Annotated in this window: 14 protein-coding genes; 12 read left to right on the forward strand and 2 right to left on the reverse strand. The window is 74.1% G+C overall.

What is annotated here, in order from left to right; translation table 11 throughout:
* Positions 1-9 precede the first annotated feature (9 nt).
* From ACO0M4_RS13795 to ACO0M4_RS13850, 12 genes are all read left to right on the forward strand, one after another.
* Positions 10-1,689, forward strand: coding sequence for a carbamoyltransferase C-terminal domain-containing protein (locus ACO0M4_RS13795; RefSeq protein WP_430370306.1), 1,680 nt, complete (start codon positions 10-12; stop codon positions 1,687-1,689).
* Positions 1,686-3,026: a KamA family radical SAM protein gene (locus ACO0M4_RS13800; protein WP_430370307.1), complete on the forward strand. Its 1,341-nt coding sequence runs from the start codon at positions 1,686-1,688 to the stop codon at positions 3,024-3,026. The genes ACO0M4_RS13795 and ACO0M4_RS13800 overlap by 4 nt, the downstream gene beginning before the upstream one ends.
* Positions 3,023-4,285: a pyridoxal phosphate-dependent aminotransferase gene (locus tag ACO0M4_RS13805; RefSeq protein ID WP_430370309.1), complete on the forward strand. Its 1,263-nt coding sequence runs from the start codon at positions 3,023-3,025 to the stop codon at positions 4,283-4,285. Before ACO0M4_RS13800 ends, ACO0M4_RS13805 begins: the two co-directional genes overlap by 4 nt.
* A 117-nt stretch (positions 4,286-4,402) precedes the next feature.
* Positions 4,403-5,119 carry a maleylpyruvate isomerase family mycothiol-dependent enzyme gene (locus tag ACO0M4_RS13810; protein ID WP_430370310.1) on the forward strand — a complete coding sequence of 239 codons (717 nt, stop codon included), beginning with the start codon at positions 4,403-4,405 and terminating at the stop codon, positions 5,117-5,119.
* Positions 5,120-5,154: 35 nt separating this feature from the next.
* Positions 5,155-6,291, forward strand: coding sequence for an acyl carrier protein (locus tag ACO0M4_RS13815; protein WP_430370312.1), 1,137 nt, complete (start codon positions 5,155-5,157; stop codon positions 6,289-6,291).
* A 27-nt stretch (positions 6,292-6,318) separates the two neighbouring features.
* The gene (locus tag ACO0M4_RS13820; RefSeq protein ID WP_430370313.1) at positions 6,319-6,573 is read left to right on the forward strand and encodes an acyl carrier protein; all 255 of its coding nucleotides are present in this window, start codon (positions 6,319-6,321) and stop codon (positions 6,571-6,573) included.
* Positions 6,570-7,730, forward strand: a complete 1,161-nt coding sequence (locus tag ACO0M4_RS13825; protein ID WP_430370315.1) for an acyl-CoA dehydrogenase family protein — start codon at positions 6,570-6,572, stop codon at positions 7,728-7,730. Before ACO0M4_RS13820 ends, ACO0M4_RS13825 begins: the two co-directional genes overlap by 4 nt.
* Positions 7,723-8,877 carry an acyl-CoA dehydrogenase family protein gene (locus tag ACO0M4_RS13830; protein WP_430370316.1) on the forward strand — a complete coding sequence of 385 codons (1,155 nt, stop codon included), beginning with the start codon at positions 7,723-7,725 and terminating at the stop codon, positions 8,875-8,877. The genes ACO0M4_RS13825 and ACO0M4_RS13830 overlap by 8 nt, the downstream gene beginning before the upstream one ends.
* Positions 8,874-9,530 (forward strand): 4'-phosphopantetheinyl transferase family protein, encoded by a 657-nt coding sequence (locus ACO0M4_RS13835; protein WP_430370317.1) that lies wholly within the window; start codon positions 8,874-8,876, stop codon positions 9,528-9,530. The genes ACO0M4_RS13830 and ACO0M4_RS13835 overlap by 4 nt, the downstream gene beginning before the upstream one ends.
* Positions 9,527-11,098 carry an AMP-binding protein gene (locus tag ACO0M4_RS13840; protein ID WP_430370318.1) on the forward strand — a complete coding sequence of 524 codons (1,572 nt, stop codon included), beginning with the start codon at positions 9,527-9,529 and terminating at the stop codon, positions 11,096-11,098. Before ACO0M4_RS13835 ends, ACO0M4_RS13840 begins: the two co-directional genes overlap by 4 nt.
* A gap of 139 nt (positions 11,099-11,237) precedes the next feature.
* A complete protein-coding gene (locus ACO0M4_RS13845) occupies positions 11,238-12,185 on the forward strand; it encodes a nucleoside hydrolase (protein ID WP_430370319.1) in 948 nt (315 codons plus the stop codon).
* A gap of 205 nt (positions 12,186-12,390) precedes the next feature.
* Entirely contained in the window at positions 12,391-13,830 is a 1,440-nt protein-coding gene (locus ACO0M4_RS13850) for an oxygenase MpaB family protein (protein WP_430370320.1), read from the forward strand.
* Positions 13,831-13,852: 22 nt separating this feature from the next.
* Here the strand turns inward: ACO0M4_RS13850 and ACO0M4_RS13855 are convergent, their stop codons facing one another.
* Both ACO0M4_RS13855 and ACO0M4_RS13860 read right to left on the reverse strand, forming a co-directional pair.
* Positions 13,853-14,251, reverse strand: a complete 399-nt coding sequence (locus ACO0M4_RS13855) for a CU044_2847 family protein (RefSeq protein ID WP_430371370.1) — start codon at positions 14,249-14,251, stop codon at positions 13,853-13,855.
* Between the two features lie 119 nt (positions 14,252-14,370).
* On the reverse strand, positions 14,371-16,029 hold the full coding sequence (locus ACO0M4_RS13860; RefSeq protein ID WP_430370322.1) for an FAD-dependent oxidoreductase: 1,659 nt from the start codon (positions 16,027-16,029) through the stop codon (positions 14,371-14,373).
* Between the last annotated feature and the right edge of the window lie 4 nt (positions 16,030-16,033).

Here is a 16,033-nt window from a genome sequence, read left to right on the forward strand (position 1 = left end):
ACACGCGTCATGTGGATCCTTGGCGTCAACGCCCCGCCCACCGGCTGGCACGACAGCGCCGCCTGCCTCATCGACGAACACGGCGAGATCGTCGCCTTCTCCGAGGAGGAACGCCTCAACCGCCACCGCCACTCCCTCTACCGCAAGCCCTACGGCGCCGCCCGCTTCGTCCTCCACCAGGCCGGCCTCACCCCCGCCGACATCGACGTGGTCGCCCTGGGCTGGGACAGCGAACAGCTCTACCCGAAGCGGTTCGCCACCGACGCCGAGTTCCTCGCCTACGCCGTCGGCCTGGACTTCGCAGGCCGCACCCCCGAGGTCGTCCGCGTCCCCCACCACCAGGCACACGCCGCCTCCTCCTTCTACGCCTCGCCGTTCCGCAAGGCCGGCGTCCTGGTCATCGACGGCCACGGCGAGAACGAGTCCTCCACCATCTGGACCTACGAGGACGGCACCGCCCCCCGCCAGGAGCGCACCTGGCAGCGCACCGCCTCCCTCGGCTACGCCTACGACGCCGCCTCCACCTGGCTTGGCTTCTCCTTCCTCAACGCCGGCAAGACCATGGGCCTGGCCGCCTACGGCCGCGCCGCCGGCCTGGAGACCGAACCCCTCGTCGAACTCACCGCCGACGACTTCCACCTGGCCGTCGCCCCGCTCACCGAACACCACGGCACCGCCACCGCCGACGAGATCAAGGAGCAGTACGACACCGTCGTCGGCCGGTGGCGGGAGCGCTACACCCGCATCGCCGGCGCCGACGGCCCCGGCGCCCCCGAGGACCACCTCGCCGACGACCCCCGAGCCGTCCTCGTCGCCTACACCGCCCAGCGCATCGTCGAGGGCACCGTCCACCACCTCGCCGCGCTCACCCGCAAGGCGGCCGGCGTCGAGGAACTCTGCCTCAGCGGCGGCGTCGCCCTCAATTGCAGCACCAACGGCACCCTGCCCGGCCCGCTCTACGTCCCGCCGGTGCCGCACGACGCCGGCGTGGCACTCGGCGCCGCCTGGACCGTCCGCCCGCCCCGCCGCCACACCACCCCGCTCAGTCCCTACCTGGGCACCGACGTCCACGGCCCCGACTACGCCGGCCGCGAGGCGGCGCTGGACACCTCCGACCTGCTCCGCACCGACCTCGACACCGACACCCTCACCGCCCTCCTCCTCGACGGCCGGATCGGCGCGGTCGCCCAGGGCCGCGCCGAGGTCGGCCCGCGCGCCCTGTGCCGCCGCTCGATCATCGCCGTACCGAACACCGCCGACGTCAACACCCGGGTCAACACCGTCAAGAACCGCGAGCAGTGGCGCCCCTTCGCCGGCGTCACCCGCCCCGACTACGGCGCCCAACTCTGGGAGCAGCAGGAGTACTTGAGCCGCTACATGCTCGGCGCCGCCAAGGCCACCGAGCTCGGCCGGCAGGTCGCCCCCGGCGTCGTCCACATCGACGGCACCACCCGGCCGCAGGTGCTGCACGGCGACGAGGCCCCGGCCGTCGGCGCCGTCCTCGACGCCCTCGACCGGCACGGCGCACCACCGGTGCTGCTCAACACCTCCTTCAACGACAAGGGCGAACCCGTCGTCAACACCGCGGCCGACGCGCTGACCGCTTTCCGCGCCATGGACCTGGACTTCCTGGTGCTCGGCGACGACCTCTACCGCAAGCCCGGCCGGACCGGGGGTGCCCGCCGATGACGGCCGGCCTGCCGGCACCGACCCGCTTTCGCGCGTACGGCCCCCGCCACCTCGACACCATCGCCGCCCGGCACGGGCTGCCCGACGAGGTCCGGGAGACCGTCCGCCGGGTCTCCCTGGTGCTGCCCTTCCGCGTCAACGCCCACGTCCTGGACGAGCTCATCGACTGGGACGACGTACCCGGCGACCCGATGTTCCAACTGACCTTCCCGCAGCGTGGCATGCTCACCGGCGACGACGAGGACCGGCTCGGCAAGCTCTCCGCGGACCCGGCCGACACCCTGCTGCTCCGCGAGGCCGTCCAGGAGATCCGCGACCGGCTCAACCCGCACCCCTCCGGACAGCAGCAGCTCAACGTCCCCACCCGGGACGGCGACCGGATCCCCGGCCTCCAGCACAAGTACCGCGAGACCGTGCTGTACTTCCCCGGCCAGGGCCAGACCTGCCACGCCTACTGCACCTACTGCTTCCGCTGGGCCCAGTTCATCGGCGACGCCGACCTGCGGTTCGCCGCCCCCGACCCGAGCGAGCTGCTCGACCACCTCCGCGCGCACCCCGAGGTCCACGACGTGCTGGTCACCGGCGGCGACCCGATGGTGATGTCCACCGACCGGCTGCGGACGCACCTGGAGCCGCTGTTGGGAGTGGAGTCGGTGCGGACGGTCCGGATCGGCACCAAGTCGGTCGCCTACTGGCCGCAGCGCTTCGTCACCGACCCCGACGCCGACGACGTGCTCCGGCTCTTCGAGCAGGTGGTGGCCTCCGGCCGGCAGCTGGCGGTGATGGCCCACTTCAGCCACCCGCGGGAGCTGGAAACGGACCTCGCCCGGCGGGCCCTGGCCCGGATCCGCGGCACCGGCGCCGTCCTCTACTGCCAGGCCCCGCTGATCGCCCACGTCAACGACGACGCCGAGGTGTGGAGCCGGCTGTGGCGGGCCGAACTCGCCGCCGGCGCCGTCCCCTACTACCTGTTCGTCGAGCGGGACACCGGCCCCCACGACTACTTCAAGGTGCCACTGGCCAGGGCCGTGGAGATCTTCGCCGACGCCTACCGCACCCTCCCCGGACTCGCCCGCACGGTCCGCGGTCCGGTGATGTCGGCCACCCCGGGCAAGGTCGTGGTCGACGGGGTGGAAGACACCCCCGAGGGAGCGTTCTTCCGGCTGCGGATGCTCCAGGCGCGGCAACCGTCCCTGGTCGGCCGGCCGTTCCGGGCTCGCTACTCCGCCACCGCCGCCTGGCTCGACGACCTGGAGCTGGACCCTGCAACCCCCGCCGACCTCGCCGCGGCCGTCCGCGGCGGGACCGCGCCCCGCACCGAAGGAAGCCCGGCATGACCCCCGCCACCCCCGCGCCCTCCCCGAATCTCGCCCTCAACCAACTGGTCGACCGGCGCCGGGCCCGCGGCGACTCCCTGGTGCACCTGGCCTTCGGCGAGGCCCGGCTGCCGGTCCTGCCACAACTCGCCGCCCAACTGGCGGCCGGTGCGAGGCGCGCCGCCTACGGACCGGTGGCCGGCGGCGCGGACGTCCGCACCGCGGTGGCCGGCTACTTCACCCGCCGCAGGCTGCCCACCACCGCCGACCAGGTGGTGGTCGCCCCCGGCAGCAAGCCCCTCCTGATGGCCCTTCAACTAGCCGTCCCCGGCGATGTGTTGCTGCCTCGCCCCGCCTGGAACACCTACGCACCCCAGGCCCGCTACGCCGGCAAACGGGTCTTCGGCGTCCCGGTCCCCGCGGAGTGCGGTGGCGTGCCCGCCCCCGACGCGCTCCGCACCGTCCTCGGTGAGGCCCGCGCCGCCGGCGCCGACCCCCGCCTGCTGATCCTCACCCTCCCCGACAACCCCACCGGCACCCTCGCCCCGCCCGCGCTGATCCGCGAACTCGGCGCGCTGGCACGCGAGGAGGACCTGCTGGTCGTCGCCGACGAGATCTACCGCGACATCGTCCACGACCCCGACCGCACCCCCTTCCTCAGCCCCGCCGAAGCGGCCCCCGAACGCACCGTGGTCACCAGCGGACTGTCCAAGACCCTGGGCCTGGGCGGCTGGCGGATCGGCGTGGCACGCTTCCCGGCCGGCGACACCGGGGAGCAACTGCGCGCCGGCGTGATCGCCGCCGCCAGCGAACTGTGGTCCACACTCGCCGGCCCGATGCAGCACGTCGCCGCGTACGCCTACGCCGAGCCGCCGGAGATCACCGCCCGGGTGCGGGCCGCGGCCCGGCTGCACGGCGCGGTGGCCCGGGCCGTCCACCACATCGCGGTCGACGCCGGCGCTGCCTGCCGCCCGCCCACCGGCGGCTTCTACGTCTACCCGGACTTCGGGCCGCTGCGCCCCCGCCTGGCGGCCCGCGGCATCACCGACTCGGCATCCCTGGCGACCGCCCTCCTCGACGAGTCCGGCCTCGTCGTCCTCGCCGGACACCTCCTCGGCGACGACCCGCACGGCCTCCGCTTCAAGGCCGCCACCAGCCTCCTCTACGGCGACGAGCAGCAACAGACCGAGGCACTGGCGGCCGACGACCCCACCCGGCTGCCGCACATAGCCGGTGAACTCGCCCGGATCGCCGAGGGCTTCGCCCGGCTCGTCGCCTAGACCCCGCAGACCCAACGGGCCCGGCAGACCCAGCGGGCCCGCGCCCCCGGGCCGACCGGGCCCAGCCCCCGGCCGGACCGCCGGACCGACCGCGCACCACCGAAAGGGAATCGCACCATGAAGGAAATACCCCCCACGCCGGAGTCCTTCGGGGAACTCGCTGCCGCCGCCGACCGGCTGCTGTCCGGCCTGGCCGGCCTCACCGACGCGGACGTGTCGGCTCCGGCGAGGCTCCCCGGTTGGACCCGCGGCCACGTCCTTTGCCACCTGGCCCGCCAGGCACCGGCCCTGGAGCGGCTCCTGACCTGGGCCAGCACCGGCGTGGAGACCCCGCAGTACCCCGACCGCGCCACCCGCGACGCGGAGATCGAGGCCGGCGCCCACCGCTCCGCCGCGGCCCTGATCGCGGACGTCCGGGAGACCGCGGCACACTTCCAGCACACCGTCGAGACCCTGCCCGAACCCGCCTGGCAGGCCACCATCAGGCCGTTCACCGGCGAACTCTGCACCCCACAAAGGGTGTTGGTGATCCGCATCCGGGAACTCGAACTCCACCACGTGGACCTGGACCTCGGCTACCGCGTCGCCGACATCCCCGCCCCGGCCCGCGCCGTCATCCTCGCCGACGTCCTCGGCTACTACGCCCAGGCGGCGGACGTCCCGGACTTCGCCCTGCGCGACGACGCCGGAGCGGAACTGGCGCGCTACGGCACCGGTGGCCCGGTCGTCTCCGGCAGCCCCGCCGACGCCCTCGCCTGGCTGTCCGGACGGTCCACCGGCACCGGACTGCGCTCCACCACCGGCCCGCTGCCCGTCCTGCCGCGATGGCTGTGACCGGAGGAAGCGGAAAGGGACGAAGGAGAACGGACATGGCACACCTCGACCTCGGCCCCGTCCACACCGGCCTGCTGGACTGCATCCAGGTCAACCTCGCGGTGCTCGCCGACCACCACCACGGCCCCGGCACCCACCTGCGGCTCGGCGCCCCCCTGCACCTGCGCTCCTGGCAGCGCCCCGAGGACGGGCTGCCCACCGTCGACCCGCCGCTGACCGAGCACCTGGCCACCCTCCCGGCCCTCGTCGGGCTGCGCGTCGTCGACCACGCCCGGCTGACCCGCGCGGAACTGCTCGCCGACCGCGCCGACGACGACGGCCCCCGCTACGTCGTCGCGGACGCCTACCACCTGCCCTGGCTGCCGTACCACGGGCGGGCCCACATGCCGCACAGCTTCCTGTTGGCCGCGGGCCCGGACGGCTGGCACGTCACCGACGCCTACCGCAACGAGACCGAGTGGGGACCGGCCACCCCCGGCCACTGGGTACTGCCCGAGGTGGACCTCGCCGGACTCACCTCGGCCGACGTCGTCGAGCTGGCGCCGGCGGACCTTCCGCCGCTGTCCGCCCAGCCGCCCGCCGCGGCCCTTGACCCGGCCGCCACCGACGCGTACCTCGCCCCTTACGACGCCTGCCCCGACCGGGCCCGGGCGCTCGGTCAACTCACCGTCGAAACCTGGCTGTTGGCCCGCACCCGCAAACTGCACGCGACCTACCGCGCGCTGTTCGCCGGCCGCGCCGACGGCCCGGAACCCGGCCCCGAGGCCGACCACCTGCGCGCCTGGGACAAGGCCGTCGAACAGACCTACCTCGCCCACCGCCGGGTCTCCCGCGGCCGCGCCGAACCGCCCGGCGTGGTCGACCGCCTGCGCGGCGTACTCACCGCCGACCGCACGGTCTTCGGCACGGTCCCCGCCCCCGCCGGACCGCCCGCCCCGGACGACGGGGAACTGCGTCGCCGGGTGGCCGCGGTGGCCGCCGACGTCCTCGGCGTTCCCGCGTCCGACCTGCTCGGCGGGGCACCGTTCGATTCCTTCCCGGCGTTCAGCTCGTTCCGCCTGGTCGAGATCATCGAACGCCTGGAGAGTGCCCTGGACCGCGAACTCGACGCCGACGAACTCATCCCGGAGAACCTCCGCCGGGTCGACGACCTCTGTCGCATCGCCCGCTGACCGCCCCGGACCCCCGGAAGAGGCCCCATGGACCCCCGCTTCACCGACCTGCTCCGCCCGTTCCTCAAGCACGCCGGCACCGACCCGCTCACCCTCACCCCCGACACCGACCTCCGACGGCTCGGCGTCGACTCCATGCAGGCCATCGAACTGCTCTTCACCATCGAGGACACCTTCGGGATCTCCCTCCCGGACGAGGAGCTCAACGACGCCACCTTCGCCACCGCCGGCAGCCTCTGGCAGGCGATCGCCGCACAGCTGCCCGACGAGGTGACCGCATGACCGGCGATGACCTGACGGCCCGACTGGCCGAGGTCGCCGAGGTCGCCGAACGGCACGCGGCCCGCACCGACCGGGCCGCGGAATTCCCCACGGACGCGCTGGACGCCCTCCGCCGCACCGGTCTGCTCGGGCTCCTCGTCCCCGCCGAGCACGGCGGACTCGGCGGTACCGCACGGGAGTTGGTGACCGCGGCGGAATCCCTGGGCCGGGTCGACATGTCCGTCGGCATGATCTTCGCGATGCACTGCCAGCAGGTCCAGGCGGTCGTCCGGTACGCCGGTGAGCGGCTGCGCAAGGAACTCCTCCCGCGGATCGCGGCCGGCGAGAGCTACCTCGCCTCCGTCACCACCGAGGCTGGCAAGGGCGGCCACCTCCTCACCGCACAGGCCCAACTCGCCAGCGATGACGGCCACTTGGAGATCGACCGGTTCGCCCCCATCGTCACCGGCGGCAGCCACGCGGACGGCTTCCTGATCACCATGCGCAGTCCCGGTGCGGACGCCACCGCAAGCGAGGTGTCGCTGGTCTACGCCCACCGCGACCAACTCGTCCGCACCCCCTCGGGGGACTGGCAGCCGATGGGGATGCGGGCCAGTCACAGCGTCGCCCTGCGGCTGACCGGCCGGGTCCCCGACCATCACGTCATCGGCGAACCGGGCGGGTTCCACCACATCGCCGCCCAGGTCTTCGGCCCGCTCGCGCACATCGGCTGGTCGGCGGTCTGGCTCGGGACGGCAGCCGGCGCGCTCTCCCGCGTCCTACGGATCCTGCGCAGCCCGGCCGGCCGCGAGCGCTTCGACCTCGGCTCCGAACTGCTGCTCACCCGGATCTCCCGCGCCCGACAGCGACTGGACACCGTCCACGCCCTGCTCCACCAGACCCTGCGCACCCTGGAGTCCGGCGCCGACCTCGCCGTGCCCGCCCGCCAACTCCAGCTCAACGCCCTGAAGATCACCGCCGCCGAGGAGTGCCACGCCGCGGTCGACGACCTGATCACCGCCCTCGGCCTGCGCCACGGCTACTTCCAGGACTCGCCCACCGGCCTCGAACGGGCCCTGCGGGACCTGCGCTCCGCCGCCCTCAACTACAGCAACGACCGCCTGCACCTCGCCGACGGCCGACTGGCACTGCGCGACCAGGGGGTCACCTTTGCCTGAGACCTCACTGCCGGCGACCGCCCCCCGGACCGCACCGGCACCACCGGCCGCCCGCTACGCCGCCCTCGACGCCCTACCGCCCACCGCCACCGGCGCCGAGGTGTGGGCCGCGCTCGGGCACGCCGGGCTGCTCACCCGCGCCTACCGCGACCGGTCGGTCACCGCGGGCACCGACCCCGACGGCCTCGCCGACCTGCTCACCGCCGTCGACGCCCGCTTCGGCATCCCCGCCACCCTCTCGTCCAGCGTCCAACTGGCCACCGCCCTACCGATCCTGGCGACCAGTCAGACCCCGCCCGCCCGACACGCCCTGGGCCGCGCGCTGACCGGCCGGGCCACCGTCACCCTCGCCGCCACCGACGCCAGCACCGGCACCGACCTCACCGCCCTGCGCACCGAGGTCCGGATCGACGACGACGGCCTGACGCTCACCGGCAGCAAACGGTGGATCGCCAACACCACCACCGCCGCCTGGCACCTGGTCCTGGCCCGACACCGGCCCGGCCGCCACTTCACCCACTTCACCTGGGTCCTGGTCCCCGCCGACGCGCCCGGCGTCACCGTCCACCCCGCCGACTCGACCCTGTTCGCCGCCTCCGGCGCCGGGCACCTCACCCTCGACGACGTCCGACTGGACCGCGACCACCTGGTGGGCCGGACCGGCTTCGGACTGCCGCTCTTCGCCCGGCACATCGCCACCGAACGGCTGGCCGGCGCCCAGTGGGGCGTCGCCCTGTGCCGCCGCGTCCTGACGGACACCCACCGCCACCTGACCGGGCGCCCGCACGGCGCCGGCACGTTGTGGGACCTGGACGCGGTGCGGCAGCGCTTCGCGGCCTGCCTGGTCCGGGTACGGGAACTCCAGGCCCTCACCACGGACTCCGCGGACGCGGTGGCACACCGCCACGACGCGACGGCCGCCGCCGCACTCAAGGCCGCCGCGGGCGCCACCGTCAACCACGTCCTCGCCACCTGCGGCCAACTGTGGGGCGCGGACGGCTTCACCACCGGCGGCATCCAGGAAATCCGCGCCCAGGCCGCGCTGTTCGACATCGGCGGCGGGGCCGGCGAGGTCGTCCTGGGCACCGTCGCGGACGCCGCCGAGACCGTCCTCGACGGCCTCGCCCGGCCCGGCACCCTGCCGTGACCCGGACCTTCCAGGTCGCCGACCAGGTCTGGTTGAGCGCCACCGGGGCCGGGCCCGACCGGTCGGGCCCGGCCCCGGTCAGCCGCCACCGCGGCGACCTGCGCCGGGCCGCCACCCTGCCCGAATGGCGGGCCCGTGAATTCCTCGCCGGGCGCGGCCTGCTGCGGGAACTCCTCGCCGCGGTCCGCCCGGACCTCGCCGACGCCGAGATCACCCCCGACCCGCGGGGAAAACCCGCCCTGCACGGCCACCTGGGCATCGGCATCAGCGTCTCGCACACCGAGGGCGGAACGGCCGCCGGAGTCGCCGTCGGACGCGCCCTCGGCGTGGACCTGCAACGCCCCACCGCCCACGTCAGCCCCTCCCTCACCCGCCGACTGCTGCCCGACCACGCCCGGGACCTCGCCGCCCTGCCCCCGGAGCGCGCCGCGGAGGAGGTCGCCTGGGTCTGGACCGCCCAGGAAGCCTGCGTCAAGGCCAGCGGCGCGGGCCTGGCCGGCCGCCCCTGGACCATCCCCGTCCCGCCCGGCGCCCGCTCCGGCCACTGGGCCGGCTACCGCTGGATCACCCTCCGCGACCGCTCCGCGCTCCCGCTGAGCTGCGCCTTCACCGACCACGACGCCCGCGTCGAGAAAGCCGGGACGCCCGCATGACCACGCCCGCCGCCACCCCCCGCACCCTGTACGACTGGTTCGCCGCCTCCGCCGCCCGGCACGGCGACCGCCCCGCCCTGGAAGTCGCCGGCACCACCCTCAGCTACGCCGAACTCGCCGCCCGCGCCGCCGCCCTGGCCGCCCGCCTGCTGGTCCACCTCGGCGACCGCCGGCCCCCGCACCGCGTCGGGCTGCTGGCCGCCCGTACCGCCGTCGCCTACGCGGGCTACCTCGCCGTCCAGCGCCTGGGCGCCACCGTCGTCCCGCTCGGCCCCGCCTTCCCCACCGGACGCAACGCCGCCATCGCCCGGGCCGCCCGGCTCGATGCGGTACTCGCCGACACCACCGCCGACCACCCCGACCCGCTCGGCGTCCCGACGCTCACCCTCACCGACGACGCACTCGCCGCCCTCCCGGCGGACCCCGCCCCGGCCCCCCGCACCGCCCGCCCCGACGACCTCGCCTACCTCCTCTTCACCTCCGGCTCGACCGGCGTCCCCAAGGGCGTCCCGGTCCGGCACCGCAATGTCTGCGCCTATCTCGCGCACATCGTGCCGCGCACCGCCGCCGGCCCCGGCGACCGCTTCTCGGGGACCTTCGACCTGACCTTCGACCCGTCGGTCCACGACATGTTCACCGCCTGGGGGAGCGGCGCCACCCTCGTCGTCCCGACCCGCGGCGAACTCCTGGCACCGGTCCGGTTCGTCAACCGCCGCGCCCTCACCCACTGGAACTCCGTCCCGTCGCTGATCTCCCTCGCCCAGCGCCTGCGGGCGCTCAAACCCGCCAGTCTGCCGACCCTGCGGCACAGCATGTTCTGCGGCGAACCGCTCACCCTCCAGCAGGCCGCCGCCTGGCACCGGGCCGCCCCCACCAGCACGCTGGAGAACGCCTACGGCCCGACCGAACTGACCGTCACCTGCGTCACCTACCGCCTCCCCGCCGATCCCGCCGCCTGGCCCACCCCCACCAACGGCACCGTCCCCATCGGCACCCCCCACCCCGACCTCCAACTACGCCTGAAAGACGGCGAGTTGTGCATGCGCGGCCCCCAGCGCTTCCCCGGCTACCTCGACCCGGCCGACAACACCGGCCGCTTCCTGGCCCCCGACGGATCCCGCTACGACCCCACCACCCCCCTCACCGACGCGCACTGGTACCGCACCGGCGACCGCGTGGAACCACTGCCCGGCGCGGCCGGCGAACCCCCGCCGCTGGTCCACCTGGGACGCGACGACCAGCAGGTCCAGGTGCACGGCTACCGCGTCGAACTCGGCGAAGTGGAAGCCGCGCTGCGCGCCCTCCCCGGCGTCCTCGACGCGGCCGTACTGCCCGCCGCCACCCCCGGCGGCACCGAACTCACCGCCGCCTACACCACCGACGACACCACCGACGGCCCGACCACCACCCCGGACGCCCTCCACACCGCCCTGCGCGACCGCCTCCCCGCCTACATGGTCCCCGCCTCCCTCACCGCACTCGACGCCCTGCCCCTCAACCCCAACGGCAAAATCGACCGCGCGGCCCTCGGCGCCACCCTCGCCCCGAACGCGCCCACCCTGACCTGACCCCCGCCGACGCGCGAGCCGTGACCGCTCGACGCGGGGCGAAGGAAACGGACTTCCCCCTCGGCGCCAGCGTGCGCGGCCGTACGCTGACGGTCCCCCGCCCGACCCCGCACCACCACCTGCCGAAAGGGGCACGGCCATGCCCGCTCTCCCACTGATCATCGACACCGACACCGGTTCCGACGACGCCGTCGCCCTGCTCCTGGCCGCCGCCAGCGGGCTCGGGGACATCCGGGCGGTGACGACCGTGGCCGGCAACGTGCCGGTCGCCGTCGCCGCCCGCAACGCCCTGATCTCCCTGGAGACCGCCGGCCGCACCGACATCCCGGTCCACCTGGGCTGCGACGGGCCGATGCTGCGCGAGGCGTCCGGCGCACCGGAGGTGCACGGCGCGGACGGGATGGGGGACACCGGCCTGCCCGACCCCAGCACCGCACCCCGGGACGGGCACGCGGTCGAGGCGCTGCTGTCCTACCCCCGCCGGCACCCCGGGGAGCTGACGCTGGTCACCCTCGCCCCCCTGACCAACATCGCCGCCGCCCTCCTGCTCGATCCGGAGTTGTTCACCCGCTACCGGCACGTGTACTGCATGGCCGGCGCCGCCGACCTGGTGGGCAACGTCTCACCGACGGCGGAGTTCAACGTGTGGGCCGACCCCGAGGCGGCCCGGATCGTCACCCGGGCCGCCAGCGCGGACAAGGTCACCTGGATCGGTTGGGACGTCTCCCGCAAGGACGCCGTGATGACCCCCGTCGACCAGCAGCGCCTGGTGGAACTCGGCACCCCCATGGCGACGTTCACCCACCGCATCAACCGCACCGTCGCGGACTTCGCCCGCAACGTGACCGGCCTGGCCGGCTACGACCTGCCCGACCCCATCGCCATGGCCGTCGCCCTCGACCCCGCCCTGATCACCGAGCAGGAGCAGGCCCACGTGCAGATCTCCGTCGCCGACGAGACCCGCGGACAGCTGATCATCGACCGGCGGGTCTCCGCACCGGCCCCCAACCTCACCCTCGTGCGACGCGTCGCCGAGGCCGGATTCAAAAAGCTCCTCTTCGACACCGTCGCCGCCCCCGCCAGCTGATGCGGAGCGCCTCGCCCGGCAGCGTCACCGCGGCCCGGTCTAGGGCCAGTTGCGGCAAACGTGCTGGGGCGGTGGATCGCCCGGACGTGTGGTTTCACGCCTGAGTGTCTGTCAAGAACCGATGAGTGAAGGCTACTTGTACGGCGGAACGGGCGTCCGACGCCCGCCGCACCGCCGTTGCACCGCCACCTATGGGGAGACGCCCGTGTCCACTGTCCTGCCCGGCTCCGACCGCCTGCTGCGCCGTACCCTCGGCGAGCGTCGCATCGCCCTGGTGGCCTGGCGCCTGCTGGTGCTGCAGAACGCCGACCCGACGGTCGCCGCGGGACTCGCGGAGTTCTCGACCTACCGCGCCCATCCCTGGCGGCGGGTGGAGCACACCATGGACAGCGGCAAGCGGCTGTTCTTCTCCGACCGCGAGGGACTGACCCGGGAGATCGCCCGCCTGGAGCGGACACACCGCCGGATCCACGGCACCGACGGTGAGGGCCGGTCGTTCACGGCGCAGGACCCGGCGGTGCGGGTGTGGGTGCTGGTGACGGTGTACGAGTCGATGACGGCGATGGGCGAACTGTCCGGCGCCCCCTTGACCCCGGACCAACGCGACCAGCTGTACGCCGAGTTCCGCTCCGTCTGCGCCGCCTTCGGACTACCGGCGGAGCTCTTCCCGCCGACCGCCGCGGACGTGCCCGCCTACGTGGACCGCACCGTCCGCGAACGCCTGGAGTACACCGAAGCCGCGCACGACCTGCTGTTCCAGATGCTGCGCCGGGCACCGGCCCCGCGCCGCCTGGGGCGCCTGCGTCCCGCTTGGCCGCTGCTGCGCCCGGTGATCGCCCGGATGCTGACCGCCCTGACCCTCGCGGACCTGCCACCGGCCTTCCGTGAGCGCTTCGGCCTGCGCCGCAGCCGTAGCGCCGCCGCCCTGTCCTGGGTGCTGCACCGCGGCGGGCGGCACGTCCTGACCCGCCTGCCCGACCGGCTGCGCTACCGCCGCCAGGTGCCGGGTGACGGCACTGCCCAGCAGGCTCCGGCCGCTGCGGATCACGGTCCCGGTGGCGCCGCACGGAACGGGTGGCTGCCGCGGCCGCGCCGATCCGGTCGCGGCACCGCCCGCCGGGCGCGGGTGGAGACGTTCTTCCGGCAGGTGTTGGACCAGACCGGCGACGGGTACCTCTCCGCCGCCGACTTCCAGGCGATGGCACACAACGTCTGCTGGCAGCTGGAACTGGCCGAGGAGCGGGAAGCGCTGGTGTACGAGGGCTTCGACGTCTGGTGGCAGCAGATCCGCACCTCCATGGACACCGACGGCGACGGCCGGGTCTCCCTGGCGGAGTTCACCACGGCCGTGCTCGCCGGCACCGACCAGGACCCCGACTACCTCCACAAGGGCCTGCACCCCGCGCTACGGGCCCTGTTCCGCGCCGCGGACACCGACGGCAGCGGGTACCTGGGTGCCGACGAATACCGTGTCCTCTTCGGTGGCTCCCGTGTCGATCCGGCCGAACTCAACCACGGCTTCCGCCAACTCGACGCCGACGGCGACGGGCAGATCACCGAGGACGAGTTCCTAGCGGCGTTCACCGCCTACTTCACCGCCCGCAGCGACACCGCGGCCGGCGCCCAACTGCTGGGCCGCCCCTGACCCCGGCCACCGTCACCGGCCGTCACGGCGCCCGCGGCGGTCGCCAGGTCGCGGTGATCGTCAGGGACGCCCGCCCGCTGCCCGCGACGATGCCGAGCTTGAGGTCCTGGCCGACCTGCACACCGAACTGCACCGACAGTTCATCCGGGGGCTGCTCGGCGGAGGTGACCGCATCGTGGATCTCCTGGAGCAGCGGGCCCAGCGGCCGGAGGGTGGTGCGCAGTGCCGCCACCGCGGCCGCGGCGGCCCGTTCGCCGCCGCGGGCCGCCGGCACCCCCGGTCCCGCCCCCTCCGGCGAGGCCGCCGCCTCCCCGCCGGGCGTGCCGTCCGGCCGGTACGCGCCCTGCACGGGAGCGAGTTCCAGGCGGACGGACGTCCCGTCGGCGAGGGTGAGTTCAGCGTCATGCGGCACGTCCTTCATTGTGCCGATCACGGGTGGTGAGGGCGGTGGAACGGCCGGATCGGCGGTGGCCGTCGGCCCCGGTGGAGGAGCGGTGGGTCCGACGGTAGGCCGGTGGGCCCGACGGAAGGCCGATGGACTCAGTCGGTAGCGGGCGGGATCGATTGGGCGTGTCGGAAGACGTCCCGGGGGTCCCAGTAGGTCTTGGTCTGCCGTAGCCGTTCGTAGTTGCCGCCGTGGTAGAGGCGGTGCGCGGGCTGGCCGGAGGTGTTCCACTCGGGGTCGTCGAGGTCGGTGTCCGGGTAGTTGATGTAGCAGCCGTCCGTCACCGGCTCCGGCCGGCCCTCCTCCGCGGTGCCGGCCAGCACCGGCACACCGCCGGTGTCGGCGTAGACGTCGCGGTAGAACTCCCGGATCCAGCGCAGGTGCCGGCCGGCGGTCTCCGGATCCGCCGCGGCGTCCGACTGGTCGGCGGCGCCGTCCCGGTTCACGTCCTCCTGCCAGCTCCAGTACGTCTGATACTGGAGCTTCAGCACCGAACTGCGCTGGTGGACCGCGGTGTCGGCACTGCCGGGGAGGTTGACCGCGGCGCCGTAGGAGTCCACCTGGAGAAGGGCCTGCGGATTGGTGTAGTCGGGCCGCCGCAGGTGGTGGAAGATCGCGTCGAGCTGCGGTTCGGTGAAACCCCGGGTCATGTACGCGGACTTGTGCTTACCGCACTGGTTGTCGCCGGAGCCGTTGAGCGTCTGGGTGGCGGTGAGCCAGGGCAGTCGGGTCGGTACGTGCAGTCCGCCCATGGGCGCGTGCTCACCCATCCGCCGGTCCAGCGGGGTCGGTTCGACGCCCAGGTCCTGGGTGATCCAGTCGAGGAAGGCGGTCAGCCGCTGCACGCTGTCCGGCCGGGTGGCGTCGAGCTGGGTGATCAGCCCGATCTTGCCGCCTGCGAGGTGGTTCAGCTTCAGCAGCGTGAACATGTCGCTGTAGTCGACGCGGAGCGGCGCGGGCAGTCGCGTGGTGTTCTCGTGCTCGAAGAACAGCCCGTAGTTCCGCACCAGTGACTTCAGGCGCTCCGGGTGGTCCTTGAGCTGGTCCCACGGCCAGGCGACGGCGTGCAGCAGCACCAGCGACGGCGGTTCGGGCAGCCCCTTGAACCAGAAGCGGGTCACCACCCCGAACGTGCCGCCGCCCCCGCCGGTGTGCGCCCACCACAGGTCCCGCAGCTCCGGCTCCGGGGAGTCCCGCCGCGCCACCACCGCCTCGGCGTGCTGCCCGTCCCGGACGACGACCACCTCCACCGCGTAGAGGTAGTCCACGGTCAGGCCGTGCTGCCGGGACAGCAGGCCGTACCCGCCGCCGGTCACGTGCCCGCCGGCGCCCACGGAATAGCAGGACCCGCCGGGCACCGCCACCCCGAACGGGGCGTACAGGCGCGTGGCCAGGTGCCAGTTGGTGGCGCCGGCCTCGACGCAGTACGCGCCCATCTCCTCGTCCAGATAGACGGCGTCGAGCTGCCCCAGGTCCAGGATCACGGCCACGTCGTCGCCGCAGACGAAGTCCTCGTAGCAGTGGCCGCCTGAGCGGACCGTGAGCCGGCGGGCCGGCCCGTCGTCGGAACGGCGGTCGGCGAGGTACTTGGTGACGGCCCCGACCACCTCGTCGGTCGAACGGGCCACGGTGACGTAGTCGGGCGTGGCGATGAAGCGCTGGTTGAACCCCCGGCGCAACGCTTCGTACCGGGCGTCCCCCGGGCGCACCTCGGTGCCGTACGCGGCACCGGCGCGGATCGTGTGCACGGCCATGTGA

Origin of the sequence: Streptomyces sp. RGM 3693 (genome assembly GCF_050471125.1) — a bacterium.
Classification (GTDB): Bacteria; Actinomycetota; Actinomycetes; order Streptomycetales; family Streptomycetaceae; genus Streptomyces.